The sequence below is a fragment of the Microbacterium faecale genome (assembly GCF_014640975.1).
GTDB classification, from domain to species: domain Bacteria; phylum Actinomycetota; class Actinomycetes; order Actinomycetales; family Microbacteriaceae; genus Microbacterium; species Microbacterium faecale.
In genome coordinates this window covers 1,210,278-1,230,607 of sequence record NZ_BMHO01000001.1, presented here as the reverse complement: position 1 = coordinate 1,230,607, position 20,330 = coordinate 1,210,278, and the positions used below count along the sequence as shown (strand labels likewise).

General features: G+C 69.2%; 19 protein-coding genes and 1 tRNA gene. 7 read left to right on the top strand and 13 right to left on the bottom strand.

The genetic code is table 11. The features are described from left to right. Positions 1 to 117: 117 nt before the first annotated feature. The 4 genes from IEW87_RS05685 to IEW87_RS05670 all read left to right on the top strand — a co-directional run bounded on the left by IEW87_RS05685 (position 118) and on the right by IEW87_RS05670 (position 4,263). Positions 118 to 1,707 (top strand): sensor histidine kinase, encoded by a 1,590-nt coding sequence (locus tag IEW87_RS05685; RefSeq protein WP_229730974.1) that lies wholly within the window; start codon positions 118 to 120, stop codon positions 1,705 to 1,707. Beyond that, entirely contained in the window at positions 1,704 to 2,387 is a 684-nt protein-coding gene (locus IEW87_RS05680) for a response regulator (RefSeq protein WP_188711303.1), read from the top strand. Before IEW87_RS05685 ends, IEW87_RS05680 begins: the two co-directional genes overlap by 4 nt. Before the next feature lie 148 nt (positions 2,388 to 2,535). Next, positions 2,536 to 3,900 (top strand): HNH endonuclease family protein, encoded by a 1,365-nt coding sequence (locus IEW87_RS15255; RefSeq protein WP_444543205.1) that lies wholly within the window; start codon positions 2,536 to 2,538, stop codon positions 3,898 to 3,900. 75 nt (positions 3,901 to 3,975) lie between these two features. Further along, positions 3,976 to 4,263, top strand: a complete 288-nt coding sequence (locus IEW87_RS05670; RefSeq protein WP_188711302.1) for a WXG100 family type VII secretion target — start codon at positions 3,976 to 3,978, stop codon at positions 4,261 to 4,263. A gap of 64 nt (positions 4,264 to 4,327) precedes the next feature. On the opposite strand, the gene groL is transcribed toward IEW87_RS05670, so the two are convergent. The 4 genes from groL to IEW87_RS05650 form a co-directional block, all read right to left on the bottom strand. Further along, positions 4,328 to 5,947 (bottom strand): chaperonin GroEL, encoded by a 1,620-nt coding sequence (gene groL, locus IEW87_RS05665; protein ID WP_188711301.1) that lies wholly within the window; start codon positions 5,945 to 5,947, stop codon positions 4,328 to 4,330. Between the two features lie 109 nt (positions 5,948 to 6,056). Continuing rightward, positions 6,057 to 6,605 carry a LytR C-terminal domain-containing protein gene (locus tag IEW87_RS05660; RefSeq protein WP_188711300.1) on the bottom strand — a complete coding sequence of 183 codons (549 nt, stop codon included), beginning with the start codon at positions 6,603 to 6,605 and terminating at the stop codon, positions 6,057 to 6,059. 30 nt (positions 6,606 to 6,635) lie between these two features. After that, a complete protein-coding gene (locus IEW87_RS05655) occupies positions 6,636 to 6,908 on the bottom strand; it encodes a DUF3263 domain-containing protein (RefSeq protein ID WP_188711299.1) in 273 nt (90 codons plus the stop codon). Between the two features lie 110 nt (positions 6,909 to 7,018). Continuing rightward, complete coding sequence (locus IEW87_RS05650; protein ID WP_188711298.1) at positions 7,019 to 7,984, bottom strand: DUF2332 domain-containing protein; 966 nt, start codon at positions 7,982 to 7,984, stop codon at positions 7,019 to 7,021. Positions 7,985 to 8,136: 152 nt separating this feature from the next. Between IEW87_RS05650 and msrB the strand changes: the two genes are divergently transcribed. Then, complete coding sequence (gene msrB, locus IEW87_RS05645) at positions 8,137 to 8,541, top strand: peptide-methionine (R)-S-oxide reductase MsrB (RefSeq protein ID WP_188711297.1); 405 nt, start codon at positions 8,137 to 8,139, stop codon at positions 8,539 to 8,541. Positions 8,542 to 8,600: 59 nt separating this feature from the next. Here the strand turns inward: msrB and IEW87_RS05640 are convergent, their stop codons facing one another. The 7 genes from IEW87_RS05640 to IEW87_RS05610 form a co-directional block, all read right to left on the bottom strand. Then, positions 8,601 to 9,347 carry a phosphoadenylyl-sulfate reductase gene (locus tag IEW87_RS05640; RefSeq protein WP_188711296.1) on the bottom strand — a complete coding sequence of 249 codons (747 nt, stop codon included), beginning with the start codon at positions 9,345 to 9,347 and terminating at the stop codon, positions 8,601 to 8,603. Beyond that, a complete protein-coding gene (locus IEW87_RS05635) occupies positions 9,344 to 11,065 on the bottom strand; it encodes a nitrite/sulfite reductase (RefSeq protein WP_188711295.1) in 1,722 nt (573 codons plus the stop codon). The genes IEW87_RS05640 and IEW87_RS05635 overlap by 4 nt, the downstream gene beginning before the upstream one ends. A gap of 112 nt (positions 11,066 to 11,177) precedes the next feature. Further along, positions 11,178 to 12,629, bottom strand: a complete 1,452-nt coding sequence (locus IEW87_RS05630; protein WP_188711294.1) for an inositol monophosphatase family protein — start codon at positions 12,627 to 12,629, stop codon at positions 11,178 to 11,180. After that, the gene (locus IEW87_RS05625) at positions 12,626 to 13,663 is read right to left on the bottom strand and encodes an ABC transporter ATP-binding protein (RefSeq protein ID WP_188711293.1); all 1,038 of its coding nucleotides are present in this window, start codon (positions 13,661 to 13,663) and stop codon (positions 12,626 to 12,628) included. Before IEW87_RS05625 ends, IEW87_RS05630 begins: the two co-directional genes overlap by 4 nt. A 7-nt stretch (positions 13,664 to 13,670) precedes the next feature. After that, a complete protein-coding gene (locus tag IEW87_RS05620; protein WP_188711292.1) occupies positions 13,671 to 14,492 on the bottom strand; it encodes an ABC transporter permease in 822 nt (273 codons plus the stop codon). Further along, on the bottom strand, positions 14,492 to 15,463 hold the full coding sequence (locus IEW87_RS05615) for an ABC transporter permease (RefSeq protein ID WP_229730972.1): 972 nt from the start codon (positions 15,461 to 15,463) through the stop codon (positions 14,492 to 14,494). The genes IEW87_RS05620 and IEW87_RS05615 overlap by 1 nt, the downstream gene beginning before the upstream one ends. After that, a complete protein-coding gene (locus IEW87_RS05610) occupies positions 15,460 to 16,617 on the bottom strand; it encodes an extracellular solute-binding protein (RefSeq protein WP_188711291.1) in 1,158 nt (385 codons plus the stop codon). Before IEW87_RS05610 ends, IEW87_RS05615 begins: the two co-directional genes overlap by 4 nt. Positions 16,618 to 16,774: 157 nt before the next feature. On the opposite strand from IEW87_RS05610, the gene IEW87_RS05605 reads away from it, so the two are divergent. Continuing rightward, the gene (locus IEW87_RS05605; RefSeq protein WP_188711290.1) at positions 16,775 to 17,881 is read left to right on the top strand and encodes a LacI family DNA-binding transcriptional regulator; all 1,107 of its coding nucleotides are present in this window, start codon (positions 16,775 to 16,777) and stop codon (positions 17,879 to 17,881) included. Between the two features lie 59 nt (positions 17,882 to 17,940). Here the strand turns inward: IEW87_RS05605 and IEW87_RS05600 are convergent. Beyond that, positions 17,941 to 18,013: transfer RNA gene (locus IEW87_RS05600), tRNA-Thr, on the bottom strand. Between the two features lie 27 nt (positions 18,014 to 18,040). Then, positions 18,041 to 18,883 (bottom strand): DsbA family protein, encoded by an 843-nt coding sequence (locus IEW87_RS05595; protein WP_188711289.1) that lies wholly within the window; start codon positions 18,881 to 18,883, stop codon positions 18,041 to 18,043. A gap of 226 nt (positions 18,884 to 19,109) precedes the next feature. Here IEW87_RS05595 and IEW87_RS05590 point away from each other — a divergent pair, with 226 nt between their 5' ends. Further along, complete coding sequence (locus tag IEW87_RS05590; protein WP_188711288.1) at positions 19,110 to 20,216, top strand: ABC transporter ATP-binding protein; 1,107 nt, start codon at positions 19,110 to 19,112, stop codon at positions 20,214 to 20,216. The last annotated feature ends 114 nt before the right edge of the window (positions 20,217 to 20,330 follow it).

Here is a 20,330-nt window from a genome sequence, read left to right as displayed (position 1 = left end):
GCCGAGCGTACGGAGCCGTCGCGGCGGCGACGAGGTTTCGGTCACGCCCGAAGACTTTCGGTCATTGCGGTCCCGTTCTCCGCGCGAGGGGCGGCTCTAACGGCATACGATGACGGCGTGGTGAAGGCGATGACGCTCCGCACGCAACTCGTCGTGTTGCAGGCGATCATCGTGCTCGCCGTCGTGGTCACTGCCGGCGTGGTGTCCCTCGCGGCGCAGAATGCGCAGATCCGCGAAGCGTCCCAGGCGCGGATGACGGCGGTTGCCCAATCCGTCGCGACGCTGCCGACGATCCTCGATGCCTACGGGACAGAGCGCCCCGAACAGGTCATCCAGCCGATCGCAGAGCTCATTCGGGACGCCTCGAACGTCACCTATATCGTCGTGACGGACGAGCACGGCATCCGCTACTCGCACCCGAGCCCGGAGCGCATCGGCGAGATGGTGTCGACGGATCCGAGCGTGGCGCTCTCGGGCAAGACGTACTCGGGAACGCAGACGGGCACGCTGGGCGAATCGTGGCGCGTGAAGGTTCCCGTTCATGGCTCGGACGGCGCGATCCTCGGACAGGTCTCCGTCGGCATTCTCGAGTCGACGCTGCGCGAAGACTTCCTGAGCGATGCGTCCTGGTTCGCCCTCGTGCTCGGCGGCGCCGCGGTCGTGGGCGTCCTCGCCGCTGCCGGCGTCGCGCGCGTCGTCCGGCGACGGATCTTCGATCTCGAGCCCGAGGAGATCCGTTCGCTGCTCGAGACCCGGGAGGCGACGCTGCATGGGATCCGCGAGGGGCTCGTGGCGTTCGACGAGGAGGGCCGGGTCACGATCTGCAACGATGCGGCCGTCAGACTGCTCGGCCTCGCTGCTCCGGAGCACCTCGTCGGCAGTCGAGGCGAAGACGCCTTCGGCGACGATCTGATGGAGTTCGTCGCGATCGCCCGCAACCATGAGGCCGACCCACAGCGCCTCATCCTCGCCGGTGAGCGCGTGCTCTTTGCCCGGGCGACGCCCGTCCAGCTGCGCGGGCGTCGGGTCGGCACCGCGGTGATCCTCATGGATCGCACCGAGGTCGACGACGCGCTGCGTCGTCTGGCCGGCGCGCAGAGCCTCGCCGAAGGACTGCGCGCCCAACAGCACGAGTTCGCCAACACCCTGCACACGATCGGTGGCCTCATCGATCTCGGGGAGGCCGACGCCGCCCGTCGCGTGGTCGATCGCGCCGCGAGTGGGGGTGCGATCACGTCCGTCGACGCCCACGCCGGGATCCGGGACGTGGAGCTGTCGGCCCTGCTGCTCGCGAAGCGGGCGCAGGCACGCGAGCGCGGCCTCGACTTCGAGGTGACCCCGGAATCGGCGATCGCCGAAGGCGCCGTGGCGGGGGCGGATCTCGTGACCGTCGTCGGGAATCTCATCGACAACTCGTTCGATGCGTCGCCGCACGGCGGGCGCATCGAACTCGACATCCGAGCGTCGGACGAGACCGTCCGGATCACGATCGACGATGCCGGCCCCGGCGTGGACGCCAGCGAGGCGGAGCGGATCTTCGATCTCGGGTACTCGACGAAGGACGGGCAGCGCACGCGCGGCTACGGACTGACCCTCGTCTGGCGGGTGTGCGCGCGCCTCGGCGGGTCCTCCCACGTCGAGGAGAGCCCGCTCGGCGGGGCGCGGTTCGTCGTCTCGCTTCCCGTCAGAGAACGGAGCCGCACGTGAACAAGCTCGGCGTGCTGATCGTGGAGGATGACTTCGCCGTCGCCCAGGTGACGCGCGGTTTCGTCGCGCGCAATCCGCGCTTCGAGACCATCGGCGTCGCCGTGACGGGCGGCGAGGCACTGCGGGCGATGAGCGACGCTGTTCCGGAGGTCATCATCCTCGACATCTTCCTTCCGGACATGCCCGGAACCACGGTTCTCGCACGCGCTCGGGCGGCGGGGATCCGCGCGGAGGTGATCGCCGTGACGGCGGCACGCGACCTCGACACGGTGCGCTTCGCTCGCGCGCACGGCGTGCACCACTACCTCGTCAAGCCGTTTCCCATGCAGGCCCTTCACGATCGGCTCGACGACGTCTGGAACGCGCACCAGCGCGACGCGCAGTTCACGGGCCATCTCGAACAGGCCGACGTCGACGCGCTGATGCGGCGTGACGCCGTCGTCGCCGCGGGACAGCGCAAGGGCGTCTCACCCCTCACGCTCGAACGCGTCGCCGAGACGTTGGGGGCCGCGGAAGACCCGCTCTCGGCGACGGAGGTCGCGGAACGCCTCGGCATGGCCCGGGTGAGCGCACGACGCTACCTGGAGCGCCTGGTCGAGTCCGGGCTCGCCCGACGCAGCCCGCGCTACGGTGCCACCGGCAGACCAGAACTGCTGTACTCCATGCGGTCCACCGCCTGAGGCCCGCGGATCACAGACGCGGCGGGAACGGCGCGGTGAGACGGCCGGAGGGGTGTGCTACACGTGTGGGCTACATCGCGCGTTGAGCGATATACTTGTCTCACCCGAGTGACCCGCGCGTGAGCGCTTCAGACCCAGTGGAGTGCCCGTGCCGAATCCCTCTGCCCCTTCGGCGCCAGCGGCGCGACCGGCGTCTGCCGGGCGACGTCCGTTCCTCCCCAGCTGGCCATGGCTCGTCGTGATCGCGACCGTCGTGATCGCCTTCACGATCGTCGAAGGACTCGCAGGCCTCCTGATCGGCGTCATGCTGTGTGCGCTCGGCGCCGCGGTCTACACGCTCGTGACCAACAAGCCGGGCATGATGAACCTGCCCTCGCGTGCCTGGGCAGGCGCCGTGCTGGCCGCCGCGCTTGCGTTGAGCTTGCCGGCGTCGATGCTCACGGACCCGCCCGACCAGGCACCGGCCGCCGCGCCGACGGCGTCGCCGACGCCCGCGGCCGTTGATCCCGAACCGGACGAGGCGGAAGCTCCGGACGAGCGCGAAGCGAAGCCGACGAGCACGGCGGAGCCGGAGACCGAGGACGCCGCGCCAGACCCGGAGGCGCCGTCCCCGTCCGTGCCGAACGATCCCGACGGTCGTACCGCGCTGGGCTTGCTCGAGACGATTCCGGTGAAGGGCCCGGCTGCAGCGACGGGTTATGACCGCGTCGTGCAGTTCGGGGAGTCGTGGCCGGACACCGACGGGAACGGGTGCGACACGCGAAACGACATCCTGGTGCGCGATCTGCAGGACGTCGACCGCGACGGCTCGTGCAGGGTCATCTCCGGCACACTGGTCGGACCGTACACGGGCAAGCAGATCGCGTTCCAGCGCGGTCAGGACACGTCCCACCTGGTGCAGATCGACCACGTCGTCGCGTTGCAGAACGCGTGGATCACGGGAGCGCAGCAGACGACGTACGAGGTGCGCGTCGCGTTCGCGAACGATCCGTTGAACCTGCTGGCCGTCGACGGTCCGACGAACTCTTCGAAGGGCAGTTCGAATGCGGCGTCATGGCTGCCGCCGAACAAGGCGTTCCGATGCGATTACGTCGCGCGCCAGATCTCCGTCAAGGCGGCATACGGCCTCTGGGTGGTGCCGCCCGAGAAGGAGGCCATGCAGCGCGTCCTGTCGGCCTGCCCGGACCAGCCCGCCTACGCGTCCGGCTACGACGCGGCCCCGAACGTGGAGCCGCGGGCCGAGCCGGAACCGCCCGTGGAGGAGCCCGCCCCCGCGCCGGCCCCCGCTCCGCAGGAAGAGCAGCCCCCGCCGGCGCCGGAGCACGTGCACTTCGAGAACTGCACCGCGGCACGCGACGCGGGAGCCGCCCCCCGTGCATCGCGGCGATCCGGGATACGCGCGCCATCTCGACCGCGACGGGGACGGCGTCGGCTGCGAGTAGAACTCGGCGGGTCCCCTCCGCGGGGGCCGCGACGGCTCGCCCACAGGCGACGGATCTCGAACGTTATCTGAGGATCCGTCACTTCGCGTCCCTGCGCCCGGTCGCGCCCCTCCTACCGTGAGACGACCCTCACGAAAGGAGCCACCATGGCACAGTTCACCGTCGACAGCGAGTCTCTGCTCGCCACCCGCGCCGAGGTCTCGGCCGGATCCGATCGCCTGCGCGGCGAGGTCGCGTTCATCATGGGCCGCGTGCAGCAGCTCGAAGCGGCCTGGCAGGGAAGCGCCGCCCAGGCGTTTCAGGGGCTGGCCGCGGAGTGGCAGGCGCTGCACCTGCAGGTCGAGGAGGCGCTCGACAATCTGGCGCGCCGTCTGGAGCTCGCCGGCACCGGCTACCAGCAGGTTGAGGCCGACGTGGCCAGCATGTTCCGCTGAGACGAAACGAGGCTGCCCCTCCTCCCGAGTGGGGGAAGGGGCAGCCTCGTGAGAGGGGGCTGGATCAGAAGTCCATGCCACCCGCGTCGGGGCCGGCAGCCGGGCCAACAGGCTCGGGCTTGTCGGCGACGACGACCTCGGTCGTGAGGAAGAGGCCAGCGATCGATGCGGCGTTCTGCAGCGCCGAACGCGTGACCTTCGCCGGGTCGATGATGCCCGCCTCGAGCATGTCGACGTACTCACCGGTCGCGGCGTTGAGGCCTTCACCCGAGGGCAGCTCGCGCACCTTCGCGGCCACGACGCCCGGCTCGAGGCCGGCGTTGAGGGCGATCTGCTTGAGCGGCGCCTCGAGGGCCACCTGCACGAGGCGTGCGCCCGTGGACGCGTCGCCATCGAGCTCCAGCTTGTCGAACGCCGTCGCAGCAGCCTGGATCAGCGCCACGCCACCACCGGGGACGATGCCCTCATCGACGGCAGCCTTCGCGTTGCGAACGGCGTCCTCGATGCGGTGCTTGCGCTCCTTGAGCTCCACCTCGGTCGCGGCACCGGCCTTGATGACGGCCACGCCGCCCGCGAGCTTCGCCAGACGCTCCTGGAGCTTCTCGCGGTCGTAGTCGCTGTCGGTGGCGTCGATCTCGCGGCGGATCTGGGTCACGCGACCCTCGATCTGCGCCTGCTCGCCCGCACCCTCGACGATCGTCGTCTCGTCCTTCGTGACGATGACCTTGCGGGCACGGCCGAGGAGGTCGAGCTCCGTGTTCTCGAGCTTGAGGCCCACCTCTTCGGTGATGACCTGGCCGCCCGTGAGGATGGCGATGTCCTGCAGCTGCGCCTTGCGACGGTCACCGAAGCCCGGCGCCTTGACGGCGACGGCCTTGAAGATGCCACGGATCTTGTTGAGCACGAGCGTTGCGAGCGCCTCGCCCTCGACGTCCTCGGCGATGATGACGAGCTCCTTGCCCGCCTGCATGACCTTCTCGACGACGGGCAGGAGATCCTTGATGTTCGAGATCTTCTGGTTCGCGAGCAGGATGTACGGCTCCTCGAAGACCGCTTCCTGACGGTCAGCGTCCGTCACGAAGTACGGGTTGAGGTAGCCCTTGTCGAAGCGCATACCCTCGGTGAGCTCGAGCTCCGTACCGAAGGCCTGAGCCTCCTCGACGGTGACGACGCCTTCCTTGCCGACCTTGTCGATCGCCTCGGCGATGAGCGCGCCGATCTCGGGGTCGGAAGCGGAGATCGATGCCGTCGCAGCGATCTGCTCCTTCGTCTCGACCTCCTTGGCGCTTGCGAGCAGCTCGGCCGTGACGGCCGCAACGGCCTTCTCGATGCCGCGCTTGAGGCCGACGGGGTCGGCACCGGCTGCAACGTTGCGCAGGCCCTCACGGACGAGCGCCTGGGCGAGGACGGTGGCCGTCGTCGTGCCGTCGCCGGCGACGTCGTCGGTCTTCTTCGCGACCTCCTTGACGAGCTCGGCACCGATCTTCTCGTACGGGTCCTCGAGCTCGATCTCCTTGGCGATCGACACACCGTCGTTCGTGATGGTGGGAGCGCCCCACTTCTTCTCAAGCACGACGTTACGGCCGCGCGGGCCGAGCGTCACCTTGACGGCGTCGGCCAGCTGGTTGAGGCCGCGCTCGAGGCCACGACGGGCCTCCTCGTCGAAAGCGATCATCTTTGCCATGTGTTTCGTCCCTCCCGGACGTAGGCGGTGGTCATTAGCACTCCTAGGGACGGAGTGCTAATAGCATTCTGGCACTCGACCCCCTCGAGTGCAAACCCCTCCCCCGGGATCAGTCTCCGGGCAGGCGATCGAGCCCGACGACGACGGTCAATCCACCCTCGCTCTGCTCGTCGAAGTCCGCGCTCTGCGCGATCGCCTCGACGCCGAGTTCCTCTGCCAGCCCGCGGGCGGCGGCTTCATCTTCCGTGTCGACATAGAAGACGGTGGTCGTCTCGAAGTCGGTCACATCTGCGGGCAGGTCCGCGACCGTATCCTCGCTCCACCCTGCGCCGAGGACCGTCTCACGCACCGCATCGGCTGCCTCGACCTCCGGGGTGCCGTTGACCACGAGAACGAAGTAGTCGGTGTCGAGGACACCCTCGACCTCCTCCGTCTGCTCCGCCGTCGGCGGCGGCTCGGGAAGATCGATCGCCTGCGTGTTCGACAGCGCGAGGAACGCGAAGATGCCAGCCACCGTCAGCACGACGACCGCAAGCACCCACCACAGGAGGATGACCAGCCACCGCAGACGCGGCGGAGGCGCACGGTGGGCGCCGACGCGTGCGGAATCGCGCGGGACGTCGTCGAAGCGATCACGCGGGAAGGTGGAGGTCGGCATCCCGCTCATCATAGAGAATCGCGTCAGCGATCACCTGAGGAGGCGAGCACGACGCGCGGCGCGGGCCTCGCGCAGGCGGCGCAGGCGGCCGACGAGCATCGGGGCGTGCGCCTGGGCGAGCGGATCATCGACGAGGCGGCCGAGGAGCTGGTAATACCGCGCCGGCTCGAGCCCGAGTCGCTCGCGCACCGCCTCTTCCTTGTCGGCGGTGTGCTTCGGCCACTCGGCCTCGAAGGCGAGAAGTGCCCGCGAGCGTTCATCGAGCGTGCCCTGACGCTGATGATCGAGCTGAGCGTTCGACATATCTTGACGGTAACGCGCGCGGCAGGCGCTGCGGCTGAGGCGCGCCTGGGAAGCGACGGATGGGGCCGGCCACGTCACGCCGCGAGCGGGCGCATCGCGTCCGGCGAGACCTACGCGTCGCGGATCCAGGCTCCGAGCGGGTCGGTCTGCGCGATCGCGCGGCCGTCCATCGCGAGCACGAAGCCGTCCCAGCTCTCCGCGTCGATCGGCGGGTCCCACGCGTCGTACAGCGCGGGTGGATCGATCGTGATCCACCGCGCAGGGAGGCCGGCGATCTCCTCGTGCAGGCGCGTACGCGCCGCGTGCGGAAGGTGCGGCAGCACGCCCGGCGTCGTGATGACGAGCGTCGCGTCCTGCGGCGCACCGGCGGCGAGATCGGCAAGCGCGGTCCCGGCCGACGCGTCGCCGGCGACGACGAGTGGCGGATCCGCCCGCGCGACGTCGAGAGCGCCGTCGACGCGCTCCTGACGCGCCGCCTCCCCCGGCCAGACGAGTCCCGAGATCCAGGCGCGGTCGGCGTCGTCGCGCGGGTCGCGCGGGTGCAGATCAATACCCGCGCGCCAGACGATGTCGGGCAAGCGCCGCGGCGCGCGGAGGCCGCCGCGCAATTCGCTCACGATCTCCACGGAGCCGTCGCCGAGGGCGGTCTCAGATCCGTCCTCATCACGGAACCGGTAGGCGTACCGATCCGGCAGCAGGCAGAGCCCGGCTGACGCGCCGACCTCCAGGAGGGCGATCGGGCCGCGCACGCGAGAGAGGGCGACGAGGAGCGGGGCGCACCGCAGCGGATCGTTCGTCTGCGTCGTCCGCTGCGCGCACTCGGCGACGATGCGCTCGGCGTTCGCGAGGAAGAACTCTGCCCACTCGGCGTACCCGCCGAGGCCGACCCCCAGCAAGCGCGTCACAGCGAAGACGAGCGGTGGTTGGCGGCGCGGCGCGGGCAGGTCGGCGAGGATCCCCGCGATGCGTTCGTCGCCCGCGACCCCCTCCGCCCATTCCGCGTATCGGTCGCTTCGGCCGGGAGCCTCCTGCCGCGCGAAGCGCTCGTAGCGCTCGCGCACCTCGTTCGCGTCCATTCCGCCAGTCTCTCGCACCAACCGCCGCACGGCGAGGAGGTCACGCTCCGCAACCGCGGATCCGCGGAGACGCTGCGCTCGGCTGTTACGGCGGATGTCCGCGGCACCGGGGCAACGGATCCCGCGCCGACATGCGGGCGTATCCTGAGGACATGGCTTACGAGATCCAGAAAAGCGACGAGGAGTGGCGCGCCGAACTGTCCGCCGAACAGTACGCGGTGCTCCGCGAGCAGGGCACGGAGCGCGCATGGACGGGCGAGCTCCTCGACGAGGAACGCGCCGGCCTCTACACCTGTGCCGCGTGCGGTGCCGAGCTGTTCAAGAGCGGCACGAAGTTCGACTCGAACTGCGGCTGGCCGAGCTTCTACGAGTCGATCCGGCCCGAATCCGTGCAGCTTCTGGATGACAGCAGCCACGGCATGCAACGCACCGAGGTGCGGTGCGCACGCTGCGGCGGCCACCTCGGCCACGTCTTCCCCGACGGCTTCGGCACGCCCACCGGCGACCGCTACTGCATGAACTCGCTCTCGCTGAACTTCACGCCCGACGCGGGCTGAACATGACACGAATGCACCTTCCCCGCCGGGGGAAGGTGCATTCGTGTCATGTGGGGTGTTCAGATGACGTGGATACCGCACTCGACCTTCGTCGATCCCGCCCAGCGACCGGACCGCGGATCCGCGCCGTCGGCCACGGGCTTCGTGCACGGCTCGCAGCCGATCGACGGGTAGCCGTTGTCCAGAAGCAGATTCATCGGGACGCCGTGGCGATCGGCGTACGCGGAGAGCTCGTCGCTCGTCCACCCCACCAGCGGATTCACCTTGACGAGGCCGTTCTTGTGATCGAACGTGACGAGCGGGGCGAACGCGCGCGTCGACGACTCCTCGCGGCGCACGCCCGAGATCCACACCTCGTAGCCGCGCAGTGAGTCGCGCAGCGGCTCGACCTTGCGCATCGCGCAGCAGTACTCGGCATTGGTCGCGAACAGGTCGGATCCGTAGGCGGCATCCTGCTCGCCCGGCGTCAGGTCGGGCGTGACGTCGACGACGCGGATGTCGAGTTGCCGCTGGGCCTCGTCGCGCGTCGCGATCGTCTCCACGAAGTGATAGCCAGTGTCGAGGAAGAGCACGTCGACGCCGGGGATCGACTGCGAGACGAGGTGCGGCAGCACGGTGTTCGCCATCGACGAAGCAACGGCGACGGCTCCCGGGTCGAACGTCTCGGCGACCCAGGCGAGCGCCGCACGGGCGTCGGCTTCCTGATCCATTCCGCTCCGGAGCGCCGCGATGCCGTCACGGGCGACCCGCTCGAGATCGTCCGCCGTGCGGCGTCCGCGCGTGCGCGGGGCGAGGCTCGTCGTCATTGCAGTGCCTCCTCATCGGCGCGGTGTGCCCATTGCGCGAACGTCTCCTCGCCCTCGCGATCGGCGTCGTACCGGCGCGCGACTCGTTCGACGTAGTCGGCGATGTCGTCCGCGGCGACCTTGAGGCCGCGCACGGTGCGCCCGAGCCCGGCTTCGTCGCGATCCTGCGATGCGAGACCGCCGCCGAGGTGCACCTGGAAGCCCGGAACCTTGTTGCCGTCGTCGTCCGTGATCAGCTGGCCCTTGAGGCCGACGTCGGCGGTCTGCACCCGAGCGCAGGAGTTGGGGCAGCCGTTGACGTGCAGGCTCAGCGGCGCCGGCAGGTCGGTGCCGGCGAAGCGCTCCTCGATCTCCTCGACCGCACGCGCCGCAGTGTCCTTCGTCTCGACGATCGCGAGCTTGCAGTATTCGATGCCGGTGCAGGCGATCGTGCCGCGGCGGATGAGGCTCGGTCGCGCGCTGAAGCCGAGCTCGTCGAGCCCCTGGATCAGCGACTCGACGCGCTCCTCGTCGATGTCGAGCACCAGGAGCTTCTGGTGCGGCGTCGTGCGCACGCGCGTCGACCCGTGACGTTCGGCGAGATCGGCGAGCTTCGTCAGCCGCTCCCCCGACAGGCGACCGACGAGCGGCGCCGCTCCCACGAAGAATCGGCCGTCCTTCTGGCGGTGGACACCGATGTGGTCGCCCGGCCCCGTCGGCCGCGTCGGCGCCGGACCGTCAGCGAGCGCGTAGCCGAGGTACTCGGTCTCCAGCACCTCACGGAACTTTTCGGGCCCCCAGTCGGCGAGGAGGAACTTCAGCCGCGCCTTGTTACGCAGGCGCCGGTAACCGTAGTCGCGGAAGATGCTCGTGACGCCGCTCCACACTTCGGCCACCTGGTCGGGTCGTGCCCAGGCGCCGAGCCGCTCCCCGAGGCGGGGAACGGCGGCGAGCGCGCCGCCGACCCAGACGTCGTATCCGATGCCGTGTTCCGGATGGTCGATCGCCACGAACGAGATGTCGTTGATCTCGTGGACGACGTCCTGGCTCGGGTGACCCGTGATCGCGGTCTTGTACTTGCGCGGCAGGTTCGCGAAGGCAGGATCCCCGATGTAGCGCTCGGAGATCTCGCGAATCTGCGGCGTCGGATCGATCAGCTCGTCGGCCGCGACGCCTGCCACGGGGGATCCCAGAATCACGCGCGGCACGTCGCCGCACGCCTCGGTCGTATGCAGTCCGACCGCCTCGAGTCGCCGCCAGATCTCGGGAACGCTCTCGATCTCGATCCAGTGCAGCTGCACGTTCTGCCGGTCGGTGAGGTCAGCGGAGCCGCGAGCGAAGTCCGTCGAGATCTCGCCGATCACGCGCAGCTGTTCGGTCGTCAGCTGGCCGCCGTCGATGCGCACCCGCAGCATGAAGTACTCGTCCTCGAGCTCGTGCGGCTCGAGCGTCGCGGTCTTGCCGCCGTCGATTCCCGGCTTGCGCTGCGTGTACAGACCCCACCAGCGGAATCGGCCGTGCAGGTCGGTCGAATCGATCGACGCGAACCCGCCCTTCGCGTAGACGTTCTCGATGCGTTCGCGGACGTTCAGTCCGCCGTCTTCGCGCTTGAACTCCTCGTTCGCGTTGAGCGGCTCGGTGCCGTCGATCTTCCACTGGCCGTGCGGCTTCTTCGCGCCGCGCGCGGCGCGGGTCCGTGCCCCCCGGTTGGCCGTGTTCGGCGTGGTGTCCGTGCTCATCGCTGCCCTCCGTGGATCGCCCTCGAGACGACACTAGGGAGTGAACGCAACCGCGGCATCTGTGTGACGACTCATGGCGTCACGAGGGGTAATGCTGTCTCCCACGGGATGGTCAGACCAGCAGGTCTTCGAGCGCCGCGGCCGCGGCGGCGTGAGCCGCCGTGAGCGCGATGCCGGAGGGGAGAACGCGGGCAACCCCGCCCGATTCGCGGACGATGACGAGGCTCGCGGCGTGGTCGATCGCGCTGTAGCGGTGCACGAGCGCCGCCATGCCTCGACCGAGCGCGGGTCCCGCGAGCGTTGCCGTGCCCGAACCGAGGATCCGCAGCGTGCAGTGGCTCGCGGCGAGACGCTCGATCAACGGCAGCAGACCCGCCCACGGCGCCGCGCCGGCGAGTTCGGTTGCGACCATGCGACCGACGAGCGGTTCCGGGGCCGCGATCGCGGGCGCGACGATCCGCACCCCCTCACGCCAGGCTCCTCGGCCACGCGCGGCGACGATCGGCACGCTCTCATGCGGGTCGAGGATGGCGCCCACGACCGGCTCACCGCCCTCGACAAGGGCAAGCGAGAAGCTCGTCCACGGCATGCCGTTCGCGAGGTTCGCCGTGCCGTCGACCGGGTCCAGGTACCAACACGGCACGGCCCCGTCGGTCTCTCCGCCGTACTCTTCGCCGACGATGTCGTGTTCAGGGAACTGCGCACCGAGGACAGCGCGCACCCGGCGCTCGACCGCGCGGTCGACTTCGGTGACATGATCAGCGGGGTTCCGCTTCGTCTCGATCGCGCCGACGCCCTGCCTGAGCGCTGCGCGTACGGCGCAGGCGGCCTCCCTCGCGAGTTCGCCCACGATCGCGAGCCGACGAGCGACCTCATCGGGGAGGGCCCCGCGCGCCGCGTCGAGGTCGTCGGTCGTGATCGAATCGACGCCCAGGCGCGCGAGATGCGCGGCCTGGGCGGCGTGGTTGACGGTCCAGCACGCCACACGCGCGCCGAGCGCGTGCACGGCATCGACGAACGCGCCGCCGACCAGCAGGTGTTGCGCGTTGACGAACGCCGGACGCAGCTCGGCGAGATCGTCGTCGGTCGGCGCTTCCGCGGACGACCACGGCTGGTGAATCACGGCGTCAGGTAGCTGCGCACGGACCACCCGCATGGCTTCGAACGCACCGCACCACTCCGTGAGCTCCTCGGCACCGGCGCCGCGGACGACGTCTGCGGCGGGGCCGGCCGGATCCGGGATCTCCATGTCGATGAGCAGGCGCACGCCCGCGTCGCGCACGAGAGCGATCGCGGCGGCGAGCGTGGGGATCCGGTGTTCACCACCGCCGACCGCCGACACGTCGTCGAGCGTCATCTGGTCGATGCGGCGCGGGTCACCCCACAGTCGCTCCAGCGTCGCGTCGTGCAGCAGCACCACGGCGCCGTCCATCGTCAGGCGGACGTCGATCTCGACGACGTCCGCGCCCCACGCGATCGCGTCGCGGATCGCAGCGAGGGTGTTCTCGCGCGCTGCTCCGGATCGGTGTCGGCCGCGATGCGCCACAAGCCGCGGCCCGGTCACGCCGCCAGCTCCGTCTCGACGGGGGCATCGTCCTCGGCGAGGATCCCATCGACGTAGCGGAGCGCGTGTGCGAAACGGATCCGCACGTGGTCCCCGACCGCCGGTGCCTCTCCGCTGACGAAGGCCCGGAGGTCGTGGCCGCGCGCGGCGAGGGCGACCTCGACGAAGTGCCCGTGCGGCAGCACGCGCGTCACGCGAGCCGGGATCCCGTCATCCACGAGGGCGACGTGCTCGGGACGCACCATGTACTGCACGCTGTCCTCGCCCTCGCCGAGGTCGAGCGCCGGCACCCAGTTGCTCCTCCCGATGAACCTCGCGACGAACTCCGTCGCCGGCGCGCGATAGAGGTCTGCGGGATCCGAGACCTGCTCGATCCGGCCGCCGTTCATCACGGCGACGCGGTCGGAGACGGCCATCGCCTCTTCCTGGTCGTGCGTGACGAGCACCGTCGTGATTCCGAGTCGCTGCTGGATGTCGCGGATCTCCTCGCGGACGCGGACGCGCAGTTTGGCGTCGAGGTTCGACAGCGGCTCATCGAGCAGCAGCAGCTTCGGACGCTGCACGAGGGCCCGCGCGAGCGATGCGCGCTGTTGCTCCCCGCCGGAGATCCGTGCAGGACGACTGCGCGCGTGGTGGGTGAGACCGACGAGCTCGAGCACCTCGGCGACGCGCTCGTCGGCCTCACGGCGAGGCGTCCTCGCCACACGCAGGGGGTAGCCGACGTTCTTCGCGACCGTCATGTGCGGCCACAGGGCGTAGTTCTGAAACACCATGGCGCTGGGTCGTTTGTCCGGTCCCAACGGCGTGACGTCGCGCCCCGCGACCTCGACGCCGCCGCGATCGGGCGCGAGGAAGCCCGCGATCATGCGGAGAGTGGTCGTCTTTCCGCAGCCGGACGGTCCGAGAAGCGCGACGAGCTCTCCCGGTGCGATGGTGAGCGAGAGGTCGTCGACGATCGTGCGACCGCCGAGCGTCTTCGTCAGGCTCGCGAGGCGCAGGCCGGGGACGTGGGAAGAGGGTGTCGTGTCGAGCACGGTGCTCCTAGCGGATCTGGAAGCCTTCGGCGAGCTGTCCGCCCATGATGTATCGGCGGGTCAGCAGCAGGAGGACGACGGAGGGAATGGTCAGCAGAAGCGCGAAGACGGCGGCGACCTGCTTGGGATGGTTGAGGACGAGCGAGTACATCTCGGTGGGCATCGTCATGAACGACGGCGCTCCGATGAGGTAGGTGCCCTGCGCCTCGTCGAACGAGGCGAGGTACGACATCACGGCGGCGACAAGGATCCCCGGAAGCGCCATCGGGAGCGTCACGGTGAGGAACACGCGCAGCTTTCCGGCGCCGGCGTCACGTGCCGCCTCCTCGAGTGAGCGCGGCACGGCCGAGAACGCGGCGGCCGGGATCCAGGTCATGAACACGACGGTGCCGATGACATGGACGATGATGATGCCGAGCGCCGTCTCCATCAGCCGCAGGCCGTAGAACACGGTCGCCATCGCGACGAACAGCCCCATTTTCGGGAAGGCGTTCGTCGCGAACAGACCCACGAGGAAGATGCGGCGGCCGGGGAAGTTGAATCGCGAGAAGGCGTACGCGGCGGGCAAGCACACGAGCGCGGAGACGGCGACGGTGATCGGGGCGAAGAACAGGGAGTTCTGGATCGCCGAGAACAGACCGGGGTCCGCAAGGACCACGCTCCACCAGTCGAGGGTGAGACCGGCGGGAAGCAGTGATGGATACGTCCACTCGGTTGCGAATGCATGAGCCGTGAGCCACACGAGCGGCCCGAGGATGAACCCGGCGATCGCGACCACGAGTGCGGCGAAGAGCACGCGGCCTCCCGCGCGCCGCAGGAGCGACGACATCACACCCTCCCTTCCTGTTTGGCGCTGCGGAAATTCGCCCACACGTACAACGCGGCCACGCCGGAGGCGATGACGAAGACGACGACCGCGATCGCTGCGGCCTGCTGGGGCTGATTGAACGACTGGAAGTACTTGCTGATGTCGACACCGAGCTGCTGCGGCGCGTTGGGACCGGTGAAGTACGGCACCGTGAACTGCCCGAGCACGCCGATCGCCGTAAACGTCGCGGCGATGACGAGAGGGATCCCCGCCATCGGCACCAGCACACTCCGGATGATCGCGAGCGTCGAGGCCCCGGCATCGCGGGCCGCGTCGATGAGCGCGTCAGGAACAGCCTGCATGCCGGACGTCGACATGAGGAGCGCGAACGGCAGGTTGACCCATACCGATGCGATGACGACGCCGGTGATGGTGAACCCGAACACGGGCGCGTCGAGCCCGAACTGCGCGAACACACTGCGCACGAAGCCGTCTCCCGAATAGAAGGTCAGGATCGCCCACGAGGCGATGACCACCGGGATGAACAGCGGCACGATTCCGATTCCCGAGAGCACGGCGCCCGTCCAGCCGCCGCGCAGGCGCAGGATGACGGCGATGCCGATCGCGAGCGCGAGGGTGACCACCGTGGTCACGAGGGTGACGAACACGGTGGCACCGAGGTCGCGTCCGAAGCGGACGTCTGCGAACAGTTGCGCGTAGGCGTCGAGCGTCACGAGCCCATCGGCCTCATAGACGTTCTGTCCGATGGCGGCAGCGGTGCTGTTGAGTCCGCCGGTCATACCGAAGCTGAAGCCGATCGACAGCAGCACCGGCAGGCCGACGAACAGAGCGATGAGCACGACCGGCGGCAGCGCCATCGAGAAGCCGACGACGCGGTGGCGCGCCGCGGCGCGCTCGCTGGCCGAACGGGCGGGGCGCTCACGCAACGCCGTGCGTACCCCGCCCGTCGCCGTCAGAGTCTCCGCGCTCACGGAACGCGCTTGTCCCACTCGTTCGCCATGTCGGCGGAGATCTCGCTGTAATAGCCCGGGCGGAGCGCATCAGGATCCGCGTCGGCGAACCGGTCGGCCACCTCGCCGGGAAGCGCGTCGAGAGCGACCACCGGATATCCGGAGATCTGGTCGGCGATGATCTGCTGGCCGTCCGAGCTGAGCACGAAGTTGACGAGATCGATCGCGGCCTCGTGCTGCTCGCTCGTTCTCGGGATCCCGAGGTACGACGCGCTCCCCGTGAAGCTCGGGTCGCTGATCTGCGCGTAGGCCACCGTGTCCGGGATGAGCCCCGTCTCCTGGCCCGTGATGAACTGGTCGCTCCACACGGGCGCCATCGAGATCTCACCACCGGCGAGCAGCTCCAGCACCTGGTTGTTGCCGTTCGGATACACGCCGCCCTGGTAAACGAACTCCCCGAGCTGGCTGAGACGCTCGAATCCGGCGTCCCACCCGGCTTCGAGCTCCTTCGCGTAACCGGTGCGCATCGCCTCCTGGTCGTCAGCAGAGAGATAGCTGTCGAGCACGGTCGTGACGAAGGCGCCGCCCGAGCCGCCGGTCGACGGCGAGTTGTAGGCGAACTCGCCCGGGTTGTCCTCGATCCAGGTCAGCAGCTCGTCGAGGGTGCGCGGTGGCGCGTCCACGGTCGTCGTGTCGTAGGCGAGCAGAACGGACGATGCGCGATAGGGAATGCCCACGCCCTTGCCGGCGTCGATTGTGCCCTCTGGCACGGTCTCGAGACCGGCGACGGTGCTCTGGTCGATCTCGAGCAGGGTGTCCGCCTCAGCGGCGCTCGAGATGACGAACCCGGCATCGACGAGATCGAACCCCGGGGCGTCCCCGGCCTGCGTCGCCGTCGTCAGCTTCGCCACGGTCTGCTGATCGTGCTCGCCATGCAGGTCGATCGCGGTGTTCACCGTGACGTCGGGGTTCTGCTCCTCGTAGGCGGGAATGATGCCCTGCTCCCACAGGTCCTGCACGTTGGTGTCGCCGGAGATGAAGACGGTGAGGCTCGATCCGTCGACGGTCGTGGTATCCGCCGCTGTTCCACTCGCCGCGATGGGCCCGCAGGCTGTCAGTGCGCCGACGGCGCACAGCGCAGCCGCGGCAGTCGTGAGTGTTCGCTTGGTGATCACGGGCACGTTTCCTTCTGTCGGGGGAATCTGCGCGACGGTCATCGCACCGTTTCGATCGTTGGCCCCGGAGGTGGCCGCACGGTGAATAACGGGAGACGGATTGTCGGTGTCGAGACGAACGAATCGAAACGTTGCGATCGAGCGTTACTGTGGCGGTGTGGCAACCGGAACATCAGGAGCGTCGCCCGCGCCGAGCGGGCGCAAGGGACGGGCCACGATCGCCGACGTTGCGGCGCGTGCCGGGGTGTCGACGTCCACGGCATCGCTCGCGTTTCGCGGATCGGAGCGCGTCCGTGACGCGACGCGGGATCGCGTCTTCACCGCTGCGACGGCGCTTGACTATCGGGGGCCGCATCCCGTCGCCAGTTCGCTGCGGAGGGGCCGCACGGGGATCGTGGGGATCGTCATCGCCGAGCGCGTCGGCCTGGCATTCCAGAACCCCGTCGCTCTCGCGACGATGGACGGGTTGTCGGAAAGCCTCGAAAGCGTCGGATACGGGCAGCTGCTGCTGCCCGGCCGCGCGACGATCCGCGAACGGCCAGAACCATTCGGATCCCTACCCGTCGATGCGATCGTCTTCGCCACGCGCGGCGAGGAGTTCGACGGCCTCCTCCCGACCGTCCGAGCCCGCGGCGTTCCGATGGTGGGCATCGAGGGTCCGCACGCCGATGACGTCACGCTCGTCGAGGTCGACGACCGGGGAGGCATGCGTCGACTGGCAGAACAGGTCGCCGCGCTCGGGCACAGGGACGTCGGCGTCATCATGCGCACCACCGAGCTCGGCCACTCGCGAGGCCCGGGACCGATCGAACCGATCACCGCGGGGATGACGACGATCGCGAACCGCACGATCCACGGCCGCCTCGACGCAGTCGCGCGGGTGTTCCCCCACGCGCTGCGCGTCGAGGCGGGCGGACGCGACGCGGCGGCGGGTGCCGAAGCCGCTCGTGTGCTCCTGACGCGGCCGCGCCGACCGACCGCGATCCTCGCGCAGAACGACATCCTCGCGGCCGGTGCGATCGCGGCCGCTGACGCCCTCGGGATCCGCGTGCCCGAGGAACTTTCGGTGACGGGCTTCGACGGAGTCGAGATCCCCTGGCTCGATCGTCAGCTGACCACCGTGCGGCAGCCGCTGCGCGGACGGGGGCGCGCAGCGGGGCGCCTCGTGGGCGAGCTTCTCGAGGGCGGCACCCCCGACGGTGTGATGCTGCCGGTCGAACTCGTCCCCGGCACAACGACCGCTCGTCCCCCGCGTGGGCGCTGACGCAGCCATGCACGCACGGTGTTCCGGTGCTCTCGTGGGATGCGCGGTCAGGTGAACGGTGCCGGCTGAGGGGCTCGAACCCACGACCCCCGCTTTACAAGAGCGGTGCTCTACCAACTGAGCTAAGCCGGCGTGACCCGCGAACGGGCCGGATACAGCCTAGTCGGATTTGGGATCCGTCTCGCCGTAGGTGCGCTCACTCTCGAGCGTGAAGAGGAACTGGCTGAACTCCGCGGCGTCGTCGATCGCGCCGTCGTAGACGTTGCCGTCGACGATGACGACCGGCGCAGACAGGCCGACGCCGTCGGTACCGGGAATCGATCGCTCGAGCGCGCGGTCGGTGGCCTCGCTGACCCAGGGTGCGTAAGTGCGATCCGTGATGCAGTCAGCCACGCCCTCCGCGCCCGAGTCCGCAGCGATGTCCGCGAGCTCCGCGTCGGTGTGGCCCTCGGTCGACACCTCGGGCTGGTCGGTCAGCAGTGCCGTGTTGAAGGCGCTGAATGCGCGCGGCGACTCGGAGACGACGCACATCACGGCCCCCGCCGCCCGGGTGGAGTACTGCGTTCCGTTGGACTCCCCCGCGCGCAGCGAGACGGGGTGGTACGTGAGGTTGATGACGCCCTCGTCGACCCACTCGTACATCTCCGGGCCCAGTTCGGATTCGATCGTGCCGGCGTCGGGGTCGAGGTAGTCGACGTACACGTCGATGTCGAAGGGCTCGTCGACCTGCTCAGGGCGCTCGTCCTCGGGCAGGAGGCTCGTGACGTCGATGCCGTCGCCTGAGATGTTCTTCGGCAGCACGACGGGGCGGTCCAGCTCGGGGGCGACGGAGCGCCACACCCACCAGCCGGCCGCGACGACGGCCGCGATGATGACCACCGCGATGGCCACGCGGCGTGCGATCGTGCGTCGCTGGATCCGCGCGTTGACGCGCTTGGCCTTCTCGCGCACGGCATCGCGACGTTCGTTCGTCAGCGTCTCGTCGCTGTCATCATTCGTCATCTGGCTGCCCCCTCCTTGGTCCGTCGGGTACGGACGGCAACCCGCCGATCATAATGACGTGCCCTGAGAATCGCCCCGTCACCGGCTCCGTGCGGCATCCATCAGGGCAGCCGAGGACGTGTGCCATACTGAATCCGCGTCCGATGACGGGCGTGCGGCGCGCGCGAGTGCATCGCTCATTCACAACGGATCGTCCGGCACGTACCTGCCGGTGAAGGAGAAACTCATGGCAACAGTGACGTTCGACAACGCCACCCGTGTTTACCCCGGAGGCACTCGCCCCGCGGTTGACAAGCTCAACCTCGAGATCGGCGACGGAGAGTTCCTCGTCCTCGTCGGCCCCTCCGGTTGCGGAAAGTCCACCTCGCTCCGCATGCTCGCAGGCCTCGAAGAGGTCAACGACGGCGCCATCCGCATCGGTGACCGCGACGTCACCGACGTGCCGCCGAAGGACCGCGACATCGCGATGGTCTTCCAGAACTACGCGCTCTACCCCCACATGACCGTCGCCGACAACATGGGCTTCGCCCTGAAGATCGCCGGCGTCAACAAGGAGGAGCGTCGCAAGAAGATCGAGGAGGCCGCCGATCTACTCGACCTGCGCCCCTACCTCGACCGCAAGCCGAAGGCGCTCTCCGGTGGTCAGCGCCAGCGCGTCGCGATGGGTCGCGCGATCGTCCGCGAGCCGCAGGTGTTCCTCATGGACGAGCCGCTGTCGAACCTCGACGCGAAGCTCCGTGTGCAGACCCGTACGCAGATCGCGTCGCTGCAGCGCCGCCTCGGCGTCACGACGGTGTACGTCACGCACGACCAGACCGAGGCCCTGACCATGGGTGACCGCATCGCGGTGCTCAAGGACGGCGTCCTGCAGCAGGTCGGCACCCCGCGTGACCTGTACGAGCGCCCGCAGAACGACTTCGTGGCCGGCTTCATCGGCTCGCCCGCGATGAACCTCTTTCCGGCCGACCTCGTCGAGGGCGGCGTGCAGGTCGGCACGAAGGTCGTTCCGATCGAGCGCCAGGTCATCGACCGTGCGCACGGTTCGAAGGTCACCGTGGGCATCCGCCCCGAGGACTTCACGGTGGTGCCCGCGAGCGAGGGCGGCATCGAGGTGAAGGTCGACCTCGTCGAGGAGCTCGGCGCCGACGGCTACCTGTACGGCAGCGCCGAGATCGAGGGCACCGCGCAGGAGTTCGTCGTCCGCGTCGACGGCCGCAGCCACCCGATCGCCGGCGACGTCGTCACGCTCGCGCCGACGCCCGATCACATCCACGTCTTCGACGCCGAGACTGGCGAGCGCCTCATCGACAAGGCGATCGCCACGTCGATCTAATACCGCACAACGACAGGCGCCCGTCCCCGCGAGGGGGCGGGCGCCTGTCGTTGGTGACGCGCTCCACCTTCCAAAAATGCACCCAAACGGCGGGTTTTGAAGCCATTTGTGGAA